The following is an 18,458-nucleotide window of genomic DNA, read 5'->3' as shown; positions in this document are numbered from 1 at the left end:
TTTATTTTATTAATCTTCTATCAAAAATATATTGATATTATTAGCAATAATTTTATTTATTAAAAGAGCAAATTTAATAACATACATATTACAGTATGTGAAATACTATAAGTATGGTTATAATTTTATTTGATAAAATCATATAATATTTATACTATATTAGTAATAATTTAATTATATATTTTAAGTAAACATTAATATTATTATTAAATTTATAAAAAAATAAATTATATTTATATATTATAAAAACATAAGATTATCTTTTAAAATATTATATATTTATATATCAATAAATATATTTTTTACATAAAAATATATACAGTATATACATGTACCATATACTAAACTTTTCAAGTTATTATAAAATATATTATTATATAATATATTTATTGTATTGATTTTGAAATTATTATCAATGTATATTGAAAGGTGTATTGATATGTCATTATTTACCGCTAATAGCAAGTTATTAATGCGTCATTGTGAAAAATTTAAATCATTAGTAGTTTGTTGTACAGGTGACATGTATGATACTTTTCCAGCAATATTAAAAGCACAAGATGTTTATGTTTATACTGATAAATATAACTATTGGCAACAAATAAATAATATTATGGATAACAAACATTGCTATTTTGGTCTACTTATAAATTTTAATATGATTACAGAATGTAATGCTTTAATTTATTATTGGCCAAAAAGCAAGCAAGAAGCAAAATTTCATTTGCACGCTTTATTCTCTTTAATGTCAATTGGTACTAAAATTTTTATAATAGGAGAAAATAATGCTGGAGTACGTAGCTCTGTTAATATAATAAAAACATTTGGTTCTTTAAAAAAAATTGATGGTGCCTATCGTTGTAGTTTATATTATGGATGTTTAGAAAAAAAATGTAGCTTTAATATGAAAGATTGGTGGGGAACATATCAAATAGAAGAACTAACAATTGCTACATTACCTGGTATTTTTAGTTGTGATGGCTTAGATATTGGTAGTGAACTTTTACTTTCCTCAATTAAATTGGATATGTATAGCAAAGTATTAGATATTGGTTGTGGCACAGGAGTTTTATCTGCTATCATAGCAAAACGATACCCACACATTCGGCTAACTCTTACAGATGTTAGTGCAGTATCATTAAATGCTAGTTATGTGACTTTTATTACTAATAATATTCAAGGAATAATTATTCCTAGTAACGTTTATTCTAATGTGACTGGATATTTTAATACTATAATCTCTAATCCACCTTTTCATAACGGAATACACATGAATTTATCTGTTGCTAAAAAATTAATTTATGGTGCAGTGAACCATTTATATATTGGTGGTAAATTATATATAGTAGCTAATAAATTTTTGCCTTACCAACAGATGCTTGATGATGTTTTTGGAACACATGAGATTATATCTGAAGCAGGTTGTTTTAGAGTATATTTAGCTTGCATGTCTTATACAAATATTATGTACAAAGATAATTAATTATTGTTTATTAACATCTATTGTATTAGTTATTTATGAAATAAAATAATTATTTTTTAAAAAATTTTTAAATATAAAAATTAATATTATTAATATAATAATATTAATAAATAATTATAAAATAATTATTAATATAATATTAGATTATATTATTATCATTGATAATGATAAGCATCATATATAAATATATTTCTTTTTTATATTAAAATAAAATCAATATTTTTATCTTTTTATATATTAAAATACATATTTTATTTCTTAATAAAGAATGAATTGTAATGATTTAAAATTGTATTTTCTTTAAAAGATATCTTTGTTATTCAAATAATTAAATATTTATTATTTTAAATAATTATAATTATCTTATCTTTTAATTAATACTACATAAGAAGAAAATATATTATGTTATTATTAATATACGACAATAACATTATATGTAACATTTTATGTTTTAATATCATATATATAAAATATTAAATAGGTGTTAAATAACGTAAGATGTGTTTTTAAAAAAATATGTAATTATCGATTTATAATCAATTATATTAATAACTTAATAAAATATATAATTATTTTTTAATCATTTTAATTAATAATTATAGATTATTTCTGCACATAAAATATGTTAAAGTATTACAGTAATATTTAATAAATAAAAAATAATATTATCTTAATGATATATTAATAAATTGTTTATACATATAAATATATAATACATTATAGTTAAGTATTTAATATAAAATATATATTCATATAATACCTAATTTATAAATATAAATATTACATATTTAATTAAATGATCAGTATTGACAAATATATTAAATACGTAATTATAGAAAAAATTTTGCGTTTTACATGCTTAATAAATATTATTTTATGCAAAAATAAAGGTTAATAAATATTAGTATAATTTTATATTATATCTATTGATTAATCTATTAATATACAATATTATCTATAAATAATATTAAGTATATTAACGTATAAAATATTTTATATGATTGAATATATAGATAATTATATCATTTAAATTATATATATAAAATATATGTATATTCTAGCTAATAAAATTAGTTCTAGCTTTATAGATTATTTTTATAATTATGTTTAATATTTATTTAATACATATTTTTAATATAAAATTTTAGATAAAGTCTTATGTAGCTATTAAAAATATAATATTGGATATATTATATTTTTAATAAAAATTGTTTTAAAAAATATATATTAAGCATAATATTAATTTTGAGTAATTAATATTATTTATTAACATAATAAATATGATTAAACATATAATATATTACTTAAATATAAATTCTCTTATAAAACAATAAATTAGTACATAAAAAGAATATTATTATTTTTTGATAAAAATATATTAGTATTAAATGAATTACATTAAATTATACTAAATTTATAAATTATAATTGAATAAAATAAATAAATTTTAATTATAAAAATATTTAAAATATTATAATAAATAAAAATTATACCTATAACGTTAATATTAATTTTTTTAATAAATTTATAATATAATTTTATTAAAGTGATATACTATCTAAAATTAAAAAACTCTACAGAGTTTTTGACATTAATAAATGCAGAAGTAATTCATAATATTAAAATTATTTATAACAGTAATATTCTAAGCTATATGTATATTAATATTTTTTTAAAATAGCACTTTTTGATATATGACTTATATATCTAATTAATTGTAGTGATATTCAAATATTTAAAATATTATATATATTTTTTGCTTATTGATATATTATATATTCATAATGGTACATAATTATAATTTATAAAAAATATTATTTTTAATTAATACTAATAATATTGTCTATTATAATACAATAAATATATTAATAATAATTAGATTAAAAACTAATATTTATTAAACAATATCTTGTAAAAAATAGTTTAATTATGCAATTCAATATCTTAATTAAAGATAATAACTTAGTAATAAGTTCAATTAGATCAATTGAATTAAGTATTCATTTATTCTAGTTTTATAAATATAATTTTTAGTTCGATATTTCTTTAAATAAACAATTGAATTTTAAGTTAATTTAAGTTAAGAATTTAATCTTTAATATAACAATGTTATATTGCATGATAAGTAAACATAAAAAATTATCATTTATTATGATAATTATTTAATACATTTTATGTATATCATATATAACAAAAGATACATTAAATAATATAATATTTTTTAAAAAATTAATATATTAAAAAATAAACATATTTTATATGTATTTTAAAGATTAATATTTTTATAGATATGAATACTTAAAAATCATAATAAATAATTTTTAATTTAACTGTATTTTTTTTAAAAAAGTTAGAGCATTATATTATATAATTTTACTAAAGCATAAGGATATGTATATATTTAGCTGTAGTATAAATAATTATTACTTTATTTTTTGTATATTAAAAGTATTTTTATTGCTATTATGATAAATAAAAAGAATGATTTTGTATATAAAATCTTTAATGAATAAAAATTGAATTAGTTACTAAATAATTGTCATAGATTATTTTATTAAAATCACATAAATTAAGCAAAATAATACATCTATTAAAATAGATAGAAATACTTTATTAAGCTGATCTTGTTCTATAAATACAAAATTTATTAATGTATTAATAGTATTTTAATAAAATTACTTCAATGAATAATTAAGCACTAGATATTACTTATTTCTAAAATACTAATAAGTATTAGTTATGATGATAAAATATCTAATGTTATAATAATATAATTAATGATGAATTTAGATGTATAAAAATTACCATTATAGTATAATATGACTTTCTTTAAATGCTTTCATTTACAATAAATAGTTTTAAAAAACGATTTACGGAGTAAAATAATGAAATTACCAATTTATCTAGACTATTCAGCAACTACACCAGTAGATCCGATTGTAGCTGAAAAGATGATGCAATATTTAACTTTAGATGGTAATTTTGGTAACCCTGCATCACGCTCTCATCGTTTTGGATGGTACGCGGAAGAAGCAGTAGATATTGCGCGTAATAATATTGCTGAACTAATAAATGCTGATCCACGTGAAATTGTATTTACTTCTGGTGCAACTGAATCTAATAATTTAGCCATAAAAGGTGCTGCTCATTTTTATCATAAGAAAGGTAAACATATTATTACCAGTCAAACTGAACATAAATCTATTCTAGATACTTGTCGGCAGTTAGAACGTGAAGGATTTGAAGTTACTTATCTGGCTCCAAAAAACAATGGAATTATTAATTTCGAAGAGTTACGTAATACTATTCGTAAAGATACTATTATTATTTCTATAATGCATGTAAATAATGAAATAGGGGTAATTCAGGATATAGAGTCTATAGGTAAATTATGCTATAATCTTGGTATTATTTTCCACGTAGATGCTACGCAAAGTATAGGGAAATTATTAATAAATTTAAATAAATTAAAAGTTGATTTAATGTCTTTTTCTGGTCATAAAATTTATGGTCCTAAAGGAATTGGCGCTTTATATGTTCGTCGTAAACCACGTGTTCGTATAGAATCACAAATTCATGGCGGCGGTCATGAAAGAGGCATGCGTTCTGGTACTTTACCAGTGCATCAAATTGTTGGTATGGGTGAGGCTTATCGTATTGCTAAAGAAACAATCTCTACCGAAATTCCGCGCTTGAGTAAATTACGCAATCTTTTATGGAATGGTTTAAGCACACTAGAAGAAGTATACTTAAATGGTTCTTTAGAGCATAGCATACCAAATATTTTAAATATTAGCTTTAATTATGTTGAAGGTGAATCTTTAATGATGGCATTAAAAGATCTCGCTGTATCTTCCGGTTCAGCCTGTACTTCTGCTAGTTTAGAGCCTTCATATGTACTACGTGCTTTAGGTATGAATGATGAATTAGCTCATAGCTCTATTCGTTTTTCATTAGGTCGATTTACTACTGAAGAAGAAATTAATTATGTCATAACTCTAGTACACAAATCTATTGAACGTTTACGTAATTTATCTCCATTATGGGATATGTTTAAACAAGGAATAAATATTAACACTATAGAGTGGGCTTGCAAATAAAGCTCAAAATAAAAAAAATTAAAAGGTAATATTTAATTATGTCTTACAGTGATAAAGTTCTTGATCATTATGAAAACCCACGTAACGTTGGATCATTTGAAAATGAAGATTGTACAATAGGTAGTGGTATGGTTGGAGCACCTTCATGTGGTGATGTTATGAAACTACAGATTAAAGTAAATGACAAAGGTATAATTGAAGATGCTTGCTTTAAGACTTATGGATGTGGTTCAGCAATAGCATCTAGTTCATTAGTTACTGAATGGATTAAAGGTAAGCATTTAGAACAAGCTAAGAATATTAAAAATACTGATATTGCTAAAGAACTAGCTTTACCACCCGTAAAAATTCACTGTTCTATTTTAGCCGAAGATGCTATTAAAGCAGCTATTGATGACTATAAAAATAAGCGTTCTATTAAATAGTAAATAAATGTAATTTATATATTATATATTATACTTTATTACATAAAATATATATCATATATTACAGTTTAATTATTTAAATTTTGAATTTTATTATTTTATATTCTATTTAATACAATTATTTTTATAATTATTGTTTGCTTTAACTATTTAGAATAGTGCTTATTCGATAAAATAATAATAGAGATCATATGTATTTTAAGTAGTCTCATGAAAATATATATTATATAAAAATTGATATAAATCCATTTATATATTTTAACTAAATTATAAAATGCTAATAGAATTCTTAATTATATTATCTTAATATTCTTAAAGTATAAGAATATTAAGATAACAAGTGTAATTCTAGTAATTTTGAAAAACCCATTAAACTTAATATAGGCCAAAAATCTTGAATATAAGGATTGTTTTTAGTCACATAGACTATATCATACTCAATATTTAATATATTTATTTGATGAGTTAGAAGCCAAGAAACACGTCTTGCAATAGCATTACCTGAGTCTATTAAAACTGTTCCAGTTGGTAATACTTGCGCAAGTTCTTTACGTATTAAAGGAAAATGTGTACATCCTAGTACAATGGTATCTGGAGGATGAGATATTGATATCCAAGGGTATAAAATTTTCTTAAGGATAGTATAATCAATTTTTTTGTTGTATAGTTTTGATTCGGCTAGGACTACTAATTCAGAAGAGCTAATCTTTTTTATAGTATAACCATTTGCAAAAATAGTAATAAGATCTTGCGTATATGGTTGTTGCATAGTCACTTTTGTTGCTAATAATCCTATAATACCATTACGAGTTATTTTTACTGCAGATTTAATAGCTGGTACTACTCCTACTACTGGAACATTAAAATATTTATGTAACTTAGGTAATGTAACTGTACTGGCGGTATTACAAGCAATTATTACCATAGATATACTATGATATTGTTGTACTGTATAGATAATATTTAAAATTCGATTAGTAATAAAAGTTATGCTTTTCTCTCCATATGGAAAACCTTGGTTGTCCATTACATAGATATAATTAACATGTAATAAAAGATTTTTTATTTCTTTATAAATAGATAAACCACCTACTCCAGAATCAACAATCAATATTGTAGGCTGTATAATTTTATTTTTTATCATTTTATTAATTATAGGTTATGATATATTTAAATACTAGTGATTTAGTCATGGAGCGCAAATACTACTGAGTAGTATTTTTATATTTATATAATAAATATATTATCTATAATAATTAAAATAATTATTATATGCTATATGATTATCTATTTTAATAAAAATAATAATTTTTTGGAGATTACTATTTTAGTATTTACCATATTGATATTCTTATTATATAGAATACTTTTAACTTTATAAATATTTTAACAAAATATTTTTTTGATAAATTCATAAAAATAAAATTCTTAGAATGTTATGTTAAAATATTACTATATTTCTCATATTACTATATAATTGTTGTATAATATATTATGTATATTGATATGTATTTATTTAAATAAAATATTATTTATTTGAATAAGACAATCAATTATACAATTTAATATTTTTTATGTAATATTATGATGTTAATATACAATATATATTAAGCTTTACTACTATAAAAAATATATTTTTATATATAGTATTCTATAATTAATATATAAGTAAATAGGAATATATGTTGCTTATGTTTTATTTATTATTTAAATTAGAGTAAATTATACATATAATAACAATATTATTATGTAAGTTGATAAATAATTTTTATCTAAAATTAAATGAGATAAATACATGATTGTGATATATATTTATTATTTAAAAATACTTTTATTATCTATTTAATAACTTCTAATCAATGTTAAATTATATTTATTTTTATATAATTACTTTATTTATACTTTTTATTATAAAATTGTATTTTATTATTAATAATATACATGAAATATCTTAAAAATCGGTAATATAATACATAATCTTCTTATTTAATCAAATAATTAGTTATTAATCTTAATAATTGACCTGTATTATATGAGTAAAATATTTTTAATTAACATATCAATGTATTATAAAATTAATAATTATTAAAAAATTTAATAATAATTAGTGTAATTTTAGTAAATAAAAATTAATTATTATGGTATATATTATTTTATAATAATCTATCTAAATAAATAGATATTTTAATAATATCAAAGAGTACAATAAATTATTTATTTTCTACGGTACTAATTTTAGTGAATTACAAATATTATACTTATTTAAATAATTTTATTACTATACATATTATAAGGTAATATAATGTTAACTATATTTATGAAATTTCTATATATTTAACATGTATATTATAATTTTAATAAATTTTTAAACATATTAGATTAAAACTATCAGTACTAATATGTATATTTCACATTACTATTTTTTGTTTCTTCAGCTTACTTTTTTACTTAGTAAAAACTTTATCAAAACAGTAGAACTACACAATATATAAGTACGGTAATAGCACTAAAAGATAACCATATACTGTTTAATACGACTGACTTATCTATCTTTTTATTAAAAAACAATTTATGTAAAGTAATATAAGTATATAATTAGCTAAATTTAAAATAGTAAAAAACTATAATTATCTTAATATTATAAACTAAATATTATATTATGCTAAATAATTATAATTATATTAATATTATTAGCTATGATTACTTAATACCTATAAAGTATCTTAATTTAGTATGGTAGATATATATAAATGCACTAATATTTTTTTATTATGTATAAGATTAGTGCTTATCACTTCAACTTTTTAAGTCTTTATTGTATAACCAAATAAGTTTACTCAAATAATACTATTATGAAATTTTTTAGTTATTTTATCTAGAGATAATAAACGATAAGAACTAATATTGTATATTAGTAGAAAACAATAAAATTCTTAGGGGACATCTAAATAAAAAATAAGAAACAAATATTTTTATTTGTGCTTAATATATACTATAGACAGTAATTTCATAAAAAATAGTATTTACATGTCATGAGATATACTATGTAGTTTACTTAGAATCATTCTATAATATTTTATATATTATTTTCTTAATAAGAATAAATTTATATTAATTAAATCATAACTACTATGATACAAATATGAATTATTAATATTCTATATTATTTAATTTACTTTCGATAAAAATAAAAGATCATTTTTAATGACATATATTATAATAATTTTATATTTATCATGATTATTATAAATATTTTTGTTATTTTTTAATAAAATAATTTTATTGGTCATTATTATATTTTTACAATAAAATATTCATTAGTTATCTAATAATAATTTATTAAATATTTTTTAGTTAATTAAATAGTATTTTATATAATATATGTAATATATTAGCATAATATAAAATTAATTTTATTTAAAATATGTTAATATATCTGTATTATATTTATCTATATAACAATCATCTACAAATCATACTTAATTAATAAATTATTTTATGATTATTAAAATAACTTAATCTTATACTTAAGTAAAACCTATAGACATTGTATAAACATATCACAATAAATCATTATATAAATATCTTAAAGAAATAATTATGTATTTTATAAAAATTATAAATTATTATATTAATAATATTTTATAAATACATTGTATTGCTATATGCTAATGTTTTTCATAAGAATACATACTACGATAGTATATCAGTTATAAAAAGATTTTTATAAAAATAAATAATAATTTATAGAAAATAATTATTTTTCGCATAAATATTAAATATATTACATAATATACATTAATTAAGAAATATTATTATACATAATATAAATATTATATATTATTAAATAATTAATATTTTTTATAACTATCCCCATTTTAAGCTTGTTATATATTAATAATATTATTATATGTTTTTTAATGTTCTCTAATACTAATCTTTATTTATAGAGATAATAATCATTCTAAGTTATACTTTATAAGTATACATATTTATAGTATGCTCTATAATCAATTTATGTACTTTAAATATGCATTCATTGTGTACTTGAATAATCATGTTAACTAATGTTCTTTTTATTATATAAGCCAAGTGTTAATAGCAATTATAACTATTTTAATAAAATATCTACTTTTATGTCTTATATTGAAACATTAATAATGGCTAGTTTTACTTTTTTACGACATATAATATTAAGAGAATAAATATCGTGTAAATATATATAATGAATGTCTAAGACATTAATATAATAAACTTTTTACCTATATAATTAATATATTTAATTATATTAGAATAACGAATAAAATATAAACTTATATAACATTTTGTTACAATTGATCTAATATTTAAATAATCAACCAAGTAAAAGCACTTATTTCATATATAAGAGCAAAATTTATATTTTTTGCATAACAACGTTGTTTATGAGTTACTTCTTCTAATAATATCCGCTGTTATACAGTAAATATTATACCTATAAGTCAAATGTAGATCTAATGAATTTTTATTACCTAATAAATTAGCTATTATGTAATAATTTAATTTACAAACAATCAATAGCAATAATTTTATATCTTAATATTGCAAATTAATAATTCTTTGATAGTACATCCTTTATAATGATGTATAGGTATACTTTGCAAGTTAGGATCTCTAAAAGATATTTACTATTAGTAATAATCTGATAATAAAGTGTATGTATGTGTCCAGTAGTACTATTAATTAATTATATTAGTTTTTAGAATAGATATTTTTGAACTTTACTAAATAACTATGTTATAATATAATATATAGGTAACTAAAAACTTTGTTGAGATAATTGCGTTAATACTTTTTTATTAGTTAATCAAATACCGCTTATATTTTTCTTAAAAATTAATAGTTGTGTGTTTTAAATAAAATACTCTGTAATTATTTTGGAGTATAAACATTAAAAATATTTTCTGTAGACTTATGATATGTTTTTAATTTATATCATATATAAACTAATTCTTGCAAATATATACATGAAAGATTATTATTGATTAATATACTAATATGTTTTATAGGTGAAAAAACGGTAATACATATTCCATCCAATATTAATAATCTTTTTTAAGATTTGTTATTTTTTTACTTTGCATTAAAATTGCAAATTTAATGCTAATATAATATTAGCATTTTCAAGAATATAAAGAGTATTTTTTATATAGTTACTGATATAAAATAGGATTATATTTATTATTTATAATATTTTCAAAGCAAAACATCATAATTAAGGTAAAGTTTTACTAAATTAATTAAATAATTATTATTAATTCTACTATTAATATTCTAAAATTTTGGTATAATATTCAATATTATTCCTTGTAGCTCAATATCATATCGCGCCATTATTACTTTATGTAAAGTTTTTACTGATTTTTAGTAATCTCTCATCCTCTAACAATGATGTTAATTTTCTTTAAAAATCATGACATTATAAATATATTGCAATATAAATATTAATTATAATTAATAAAATATATGTAGTTGTATTTAGTAAAGTAGCAAAAAATAATTTAATTAAATTATTAGTCAGTATATCTAATAAGTCATTTTGAGTATTAAAAGAAAAAAATTTTAGTTGCTTACATATGATTAATTAAATTACATAGTATTGGTATTATCAATAATAGTTTTATTGTAGATATATGTTATTTTTTCTTAAAAAAATTATAGTTACATTTTTATGCTTAATATTTAATTATTTATATATTATTAATATATTTTGTATTCTTTAACCAAGAACCAATCTTAATTTGTTTAAGCCAAATATTAAATTCATATTGTTTAAACAATTCATATATTTTTACAGTATTTATTGGCTTTATCTTTAAATCATTATACTGTATATTTAGTTTAATATCAGTTTTAATTGTTGCTAGTAAATAAGATAGTTCCGCTTGATATTGATTTAATTTTAGTGTATTAATTATTTTTTTTGCTCCTCGTAAATTAAGAGTCAATATTTTATCTAATTGAGAATATATTTGTTGTATATTTCCTATTTTTTGTAATAAAATTTTCGCTGTTTTTTCTCCAATATTTGGTACACCAGGAATATTATCAGATGCATCACCCATTAAAGCTAATAGATCAATAATCAACTTTGGTGGCACTCCGTATTTATCATATATCTCTTGAGGTCCTAGAATTTTATAATTAAGATTATGCAGTATTTTAATTCTTGGTGTAACTAATTGAGCCATATCTTTATCTTTAGTGCTTATTAATACATTATATTCAGAGTGCTCTGTAAGTTGAGCTATTGTTCCTATAACATCATCCGCCTCAACGCCAGATACTATAATTAAAGGCATACCAAGGGCATGCAATATTTGATGTAATGGTTTTATTTGTTTGCGTAAATCATCTGGCATTGGTTTACGATGAGATTTATATTCAAGGAATATATTATCACGAAAAGTTTTACCTTGAGCATCAAATACAATAGCCATATGGCTTGGTTGATATTTTAATATCAAACTACGTAACATACTTAAAAAACCATATATTGCATTTGTAGATTCATTGATAGAGTTAGTAAGTGCAGGAAAAGCATAATAAGCTCTATATAGATATGAGAAACCATCAATTAAAATTAATGGATTAGTAAAGATTCTAGTCATAGTATTATTTGATTTACTTTTGTGTATAAACTAAGAAACAACATAACTGAAAATTAAATACTAATTTTAACAATTAAGTTATTGATTATATATGGTTCAGTATATAAAAATTATTTAATAAAATTTGTAATTATTAACTTATATTAATAATTAGTATATGTAGTGTTATATGATAATAAAAATATTTTTTGTTATTTAAATTAGTTATATATACAACTTAATATAAATCAATATTAATTTATAAAAATTATAAATAATATCTAATCTATATATTAGATAGATTATTTTTATATTTTTCATGATATTTTTATACATCTTATATATTAAATATATTTTTAATATTTTTACTATTGAAATATTCTAAATATAGCACTTTGTGCAAATTAAAATATAAAATTATACTATTCTAACTAAATATATAAGTTATTTCATTAAATTATATATATAAAAAATATTATTTTATAATGTATTATATGTAATATCTATATCTAATATTTTTATGTAAGTTTGTTATATTAATTATATTAATATTAGTCTTGTATAGTAAAAATCTATTTTATATTGATTTTACTTCTATAATATTATTGTATAATTAAAAAAATATATTTTATGTTATTATTATTGTAAATAAACTTATTAAGTAAAAAATTATATTTTTTGTTACAATCTTTATTTCTTGTTAGAATCATAGTAATAAATTATAAATCTTAAGATTTTTAATATTTTTATAATTTTAATAATAACTTTTAAAATTTTTCTTTTATGTAAATGTTTAAATATTTTTTAAAAAAATAAGTCATTATAATTTACAATTATCTTCTTTATTGTATAATAAGATTTAACTATTATTCATTATATTCACTAAATATTATAACATATAAATTAGTTATAATTTACTATTTCTTAACTAAATTAAGATATTTATTGTTTATATAATAATAAATATCTTAATTGTTTTATTAATAAATAGAATATAATACTGCTTGAAAATGTTAAATCCAAATGTTATAATAAAAAAGTTATTTGTTTATTTTATCTTCCATATTTAAATACTATTTTATTTATAAAAAATGTTTTATTTATTGTGTTAATAAAAATTTTATTATAAATGAATATAATTATTATTACTTATATTAATACATTTATCAATAGAAAAATTATAATTGTTTCTAGTACATAGAAAGATAAATATATACAATACTATTTATTTAGTATAATGATATTATCATTAAAGTAATTTTTACAATAAAATAAGTATATTACATAATATGTATTATATTATAAAATAGTATAACAAAGTGGTATATTATTAATAATATAATTATTATTTTAATGATATAGCAAAAATATTTTATTACTAGTAGTAATATATAATAATTCGATATATAATGTATTATTCATTAGAATTTTTTTTTAAAAAAATATTTTTTAATATTAGATGAAATTATGTAATATATTCAATATTTTTATTAGTATTTTATTTGATATTTATCATAATTTTAATTAATCAAACATTAGCAATGTTATACAAATATAGTGACTATCAATATAAGTGAAACATTCAATATTATACTAATATTCAATATGTTAATAAACAAGCAAATCTATTATATATAATTTAACTTACGACTACATTAATATTTAAAGTAATATACTAATACTATCTCTTATTTAGTATATATAATATTATTAATGGATAAGGTATTTTTAGACAAAAATTAAAAATTAATAATATATTTATGCTATGATATTTTCTTTGTTATATGAATACTGATCAATTTTTAATGATTGCATTAAAAATAATTATAAAAACACTTTGTATTTAGTAGCTAAGTATTTTAGATATTGATAATATTCTAATATATTAAGATGATTTATTTAAGTGTTGTATATAATGAATGATATTACTTTAAATGTATATATAATTTATATAAATTATCGTATAATATAATAATACTCATAAGAAATAAAATGAATAAAATATTAATATTTTTGATATATAATAATTCTAATTAATATAATGTTATTATATTGCTTATAGTTACTATAAGATTTTATTTAAATAAAATGGATGCTCTCATTATATTGTATATATTTATCATATAATTTATAAAATTACATAGTAATATATTTATATACACATTTTAAGTTATAATTATTCAAAATTTTTAACTAATATTTTATTTATTAAAGTAATATAAATATTATATTATTTATATAGATTAATAAGAATATTTCTAGTTAGAAACTTATATATATAAAAATATAAAAGTACTGTATATTAAAATTACTATATTGTTATTTTTATACCATTAATTTAATACATGATAACATAATAATATTAATAGTATATATAGTTATTCATTAAATTATTAAAAATGTTATAATATGTATTTTTTACTTATATAATATAACATATGATGTATATATACATATTATTACTTGATAAATAAAATAAAATATTGTGATCAATATTTTTATAAAAATTAGTTAATTTTAAGGTTTTCTTAATTTTAAATAAATATAATATATTATATCATTAAAAATTATATATGAAGAAATATATTAAGTAGTTATATTATATATATAAATATATGAATATATCTTCTTGAAAAGAATTATCTTATTTTCTTATAAAATATTAGAATAATATGTATATAAATTAAACAATAACAATATCTATATGTAATATATACATTTTATTTCTTATTTATTGCTTTAGTATCAATATTCATTGAATAGTTATGTATTTAATTTTTTATTAAAAATTTTTTATTATCATTATACATATACTATAGACATGAAGACTTATTTTAAAGATATAATATATTATCAATAAAAAATAAAATACAAACAGATTAATAACAATAGAGAACGGTAAAAAATTGCATTATATCTTGGTTTTATTAATAAAATATATTTAGTGATCTCAAATAACATAACAAAAAATTTTTCAATATTTATTGAACATTAATAGCATCAATAACTTAAAAGTTTATGTTTTCTTTATTACTAATGATTCAAATGATATATCTTATTCATGATGACTAACAGGCTTTACTCTTATGTTACATTGGCTCATAGGTATAGATTTTATAACTAGTATCATGTTGATATCTGCATTAATATTTGTTCTTATTTATGAAACTATTAATGGTTTTCATGATACAGCAAATGCAGTTGCAATAGTGATTTATACTCGTTCACTTCGCTTAAAAGTTGCAGTAATACTGTCTGGTTTTTTTAACTTCTTAGGTGTGATTTTTGGTGGACTAAGTGTTGCTTATGCAATGGTGCATTTACTTCCAATGAATTTATTATTGAATATAGGTTCTAATCATGGTTTAGCAATGATGTTTGCATTGCTTTTAGCAGCTATTATTTGGAATCTTAGTACATGGTATTATGGCCTTCCAGCATCTAGCTCTCATACTATCATAGGTTCTATTATTGGTATTGTGCTCTCTAATGCAATGATGACTAATACTTCTATAGTAGAAGCTCTAAATATTCCAAAAATTATTAAAATATTATTATCATTAATTTTATCACCTATCATTGGCTTAGTATTAGCTGGTATAATGATATTGTTTTTACGTTACTATGGTAGTACAACAAAAAAACGTCGTCGTATTCATATGACACCTGCAGAACGTGAAAAAATTGATGGTAAACGTAAACCACCTTTTTGGACTCGTATTGCTCTGAGTCTATCGGCCATTGGTGTCAGCTTTTCTCATGGTGCGAATGATGGACAAAAAGGCATTGGTCTATTAATGTTAGTTTTAATTGGTATAGCTCCTGATGGTTTTGTAGTTAATATGGATGCAAATAAATATGAAATAATACGGACTTATGATGCACTGGTGCATCTAGAGCAATATTATCAAACGCACAAGGAATATGTATCAAAAATTGTAGGTATTAAAGGGTATCAATTAAAAACACCAATGATCGATCATAATGATTTATCTGGTGGCCTTCTTGCTATTTATCATAGTCAATCTATATTACATAATTTACAAAATTATCATGATTTAAGCTTAGATCAACGTAATAAAATACGTTGTTTATTAATGTGTATTACAGATGCTATTGATCAAGTAGCTAAGATGTGTGATAATAATTCACAGGATAAACATTTTCTACAGAATTTGCGTAAAGATTTATTACAAACTATAGAATATGCACCTATATCAATTATCTTTGCTATTGCTTTAGCCTTATCTTTAGGAACAACAATAGGTTGGCGTCGTGTATCTATTACTATTGTTGAAAAAATTGGTAAAAAAAATATTACTTATGCGCAGGGTATTGCTACACAAATAACAACTGCTCTTTCTATAGGAATAGCAAGTTATACTGGTATGCCGGTGTCTACTACTCTTGTATTATCTTCTGCTATGGCTGGTACTATGCTTGTAGATGGTGTCGGTATACATAGTAAAACTATTAAAAGTATTTTACTTATATGGTTTATCAGCTTACCAGTAGTTATGACTTTATCTAGTATTCTATATTGGTTAATCTTGTCTTTTATAGTTTAAATCATTTTTAATGATATTAAGAATATATAGTTTATGAAATGATTATTTTACATTATCATATAAATTAATTTAATACAGTTAATATAAATTGATTAATTTTTTGTACTATACTAATTATAGTATTGTTTAAATATTTTATATATTACTTTGTATATGATTATCAGTTTTATTCAATATTTAATGATATTATATATTTTTATAAATAACACTATTAATAGTTAATATCATTGTGTTAAATAAATAAAATTTATATAGTAACTTTTTAATACAATGGTATTAATATATTTAATCTAAAATACTCTATAAACACAAAATAAAATAATACTTTTATAGGTAAAATAAAATTATTATATCTAATCTATGTATAATGTTAATTGAATGAAATAAATGTATTTATCTAAAATAACAATGCTAAATAAATTAGTAATACTATTTATATGCTTATATTGATTGTTTCTACTAATATTTTAACTAATTCTTTAAAAGAACATTAATCGCTAAATTAAAACATTTTAAATAGAGTAAAAAATATTAAAAAATAAATTCCTTAATTATTAATATAACATTTAAAGATAAGATAGAAGTATATTATATATTGAATATTATAATATTCACAATAGTATTTATTGGTAAAATATTATTATTTGTTATATTAATATTTAAATATTTTTAATAAAAATAGTCACTTACTTTATAATATTATATTAATCTAATATAGATTATTTAATAAATAATATTATATGAGTAATTATCATGAAATATTGATTTTTTAAATACATTAATATCAAAAATTATACTGTATAATAGTATACATGCTATTACAATTGTAAAGAATAACACATAATATAATTATCTAAAATAATAATATTACTAAATAATTATATTTTATAATATACTTTTTGCTTAATGTTACTATTATTATAATATTATTTCTAATAATAAGTCAAATAATGTACCTCTTTAAGTTATAGGATCATCAGTTCTATTGATTATCTTTTTATTATAATTTTAAAAAAATTGTATTATTGTAATTAGAATTATATGAATTATATTATTCAGTACAATTATTTTAATCATTTGTTAATAATATTATTGATTGTATCAATATTTATAATATATAATTTAATAAATAATAAATATTATCTATTAAATTATTATATAGTAAATTATATATAAATAATAAGTAATTACTTAATTAACTAAATTATTAATGAATAAATTTTGATAAAATATTAATTTTTATTAGTTTGTTA

5 protein-coding genes and 1 pseudogene are annotated in these 18,458 nt (G+C 18.6%); 4 read left to right on the top strand and 2 right to left on the bottom strand.

Translation table 11 applies throughout. From position 1 onward, the window contains the following. Window positions 1-439: 439 nt before the first annotated feature. The 3 genes from rsmC (at window position 440) to iscU (ending at window position 6,008) form a co-directional block, all read left to right on the top strand. Window positions 440-1,483: a 16S rRNA (guanine(1207)-N(2))-methyltransferase RsmC gene (gene rsmC / locus GII40_RS03045; RefSeq protein WP_226813358.1), complete on the top strand. Its 1,044-nt coding sequence runs from the start codon at window positions 440-442 to the stop codon at window positions 1,481-1,483. A 2,885-nt stretch (window positions 1,484-4,368) separates the two neighbouring features. After that, window positions 4,369-5,583 (top strand): IscS subfamily cysteine desulfurase, encoded by a 1,215-nt coding sequence (locus GII40_RS03040; RefSeq protein ID WP_226813357.1) that lies wholly within the window; start codon window positions 4,369-4,371, stop codon window positions 5,581-5,583. Between the two features lie 38 nt (window positions 5,584-5,621). Next, window positions 5,622-6,008, top strand: a complete 387-nt coding sequence (gene iscU, locus GII40_RS03035; protein ID WP_226813356.1) for a Fe-S cluster assembly scaffold IscU — start codon at window positions 5,622-5,624, stop codon at window positions 6,006-6,008. A gap of 328 nt (window positions 6,009-6,336) precedes the next feature. Here iscU and murI read toward each other — a convergent pair whose 3' ends face one another. Both murI and GII40_RS03025 read right to left on the bottom strand, forming a co-directional pair. Continuing rightward, window positions 6,337-7,152, bottom strand: a complete 816-nt coding sequence (gene murI / locus GII40_RS03030) for a glutamate racemase (protein WP_226813355.1) — start codon at window positions 7,150-7,152, stop codon at window positions 6,337-6,339. Between the two features lie 4,603 nt (window positions 7,153-11,755). Continuing rightward, window positions 11,756-12,658: pseudogene (locus tag GII40_RS03025) on the bottom strand (5'-3' exonuclease); the annotation flags it as partial. 3,065 nt (window positions 12,659-15,723) lie between these two features. On the opposite strand from GII40_RS03025, the gene GII40_RS03020 reads away from it, so the two are divergent. Then, entirely contained in the window at window positions 15,724-17,205 is a 1,482-nt protein-coding gene (locus GII40_RS03020; protein ID WP_226813354.1) for an inorganic phosphate transporter, read from the top strand. The last annotated feature ends 1,253 nt before the right edge of the window (window positions 17,206-18,458 follow it).

This window comes from Candidatus Profftia lariciata, assembly GCF_020541265.1.
Classification (GTDB): Bacteria; Pseudomonadota; Gammaproteobacteria; order Enterobacterales; family Enterobacteriaceae; genus Profftia; species Profftia lariciata.
This window is presented reverse-complemented; position numbering and strand designations above follow the sequence as displayed.

Excerpts from the sequence above, each read along its gene's own strand:
- rsmC (WP_226813358.1), top strand. The coding sequence starts at position 440 with ATGTCATTATTTACCGCTAATAGCAAGTTATTAATGCGTCATTGTGAA.
- GII40_RS03040 (WP_226813357.1), top strand. The coding sequence starts at position 4,369 with ATGAAATTACCAATTTATCTAGACTATTCAGCAACTACACCAGTAGAT.
- iscU (WP_226813356.1), top strand. The coding sequence starts at position 5,622 with ATGTCTTACAGTGATAAAGTTCTTGATCATTATGAAAACCCACGTAAC.
- murI (WP_226813355.1), bottom strand. The coding sequence starts at position 7,152 with ATGATAAAAAATAAAATTATACAGCCTACAATATTGATTGTTGATTCT.
- GII40_RS03020 (WP_226813354.1), top strand. The coding sequence starts at position 15,724 with ATGTTACATTGGCTCATAGGTATAGATTTTATAACTAGTATCATGTTG.